We start from the raw sequence: 280 nt of genomic DNA, 5'->3' as shown, positions 1-280 counted from the left end.
CCTGGCAATGTTCAAGCGCTGCCATGAGCGTTCGGCACTGGCTCGTGAAGACGCGGATTCGGGCTCGAAGAACAGCTTGGCGAAATCTTCAAAGTCGTTCTCGCGTCGGGCCATTTCATAAAACAGCGCCTCACCGGGTTTGACCAGATGGCCAGGTGGCGTAGTTGCCAGCAGCACGACACGGCTGATCAATTGCGGCGCTTGTGCCAGCACAATCTGCGCAGCAATGCCCCCAAGTGACCAACCCCCGATAATGACTTTTCCCAGCTTCAGAGCGGTA

The 280-nt window shown here is 57.1% G+C and carries 1 protein-coding gene; it reads right to left on the bottom strand.

Annotated features, from left to right (window positions below):
* A partial coding sequence (locus AC0L20_RS40895) for an alpha/beta fold hydrolase (protein WP_473295808.1) occupies positions 1-280 on the bottom strand: 280 nt, incomplete at both ends.

The sequence above is a fragment of the Bradyrhizobium sp. Kon58 genome, from assembly GCF_055807455.1.
The sequence above is the reverse complement of the archived record's forward strand: the minus strand, read 5'-3'. Positions and strand labels throughout refer to the sequence as shown.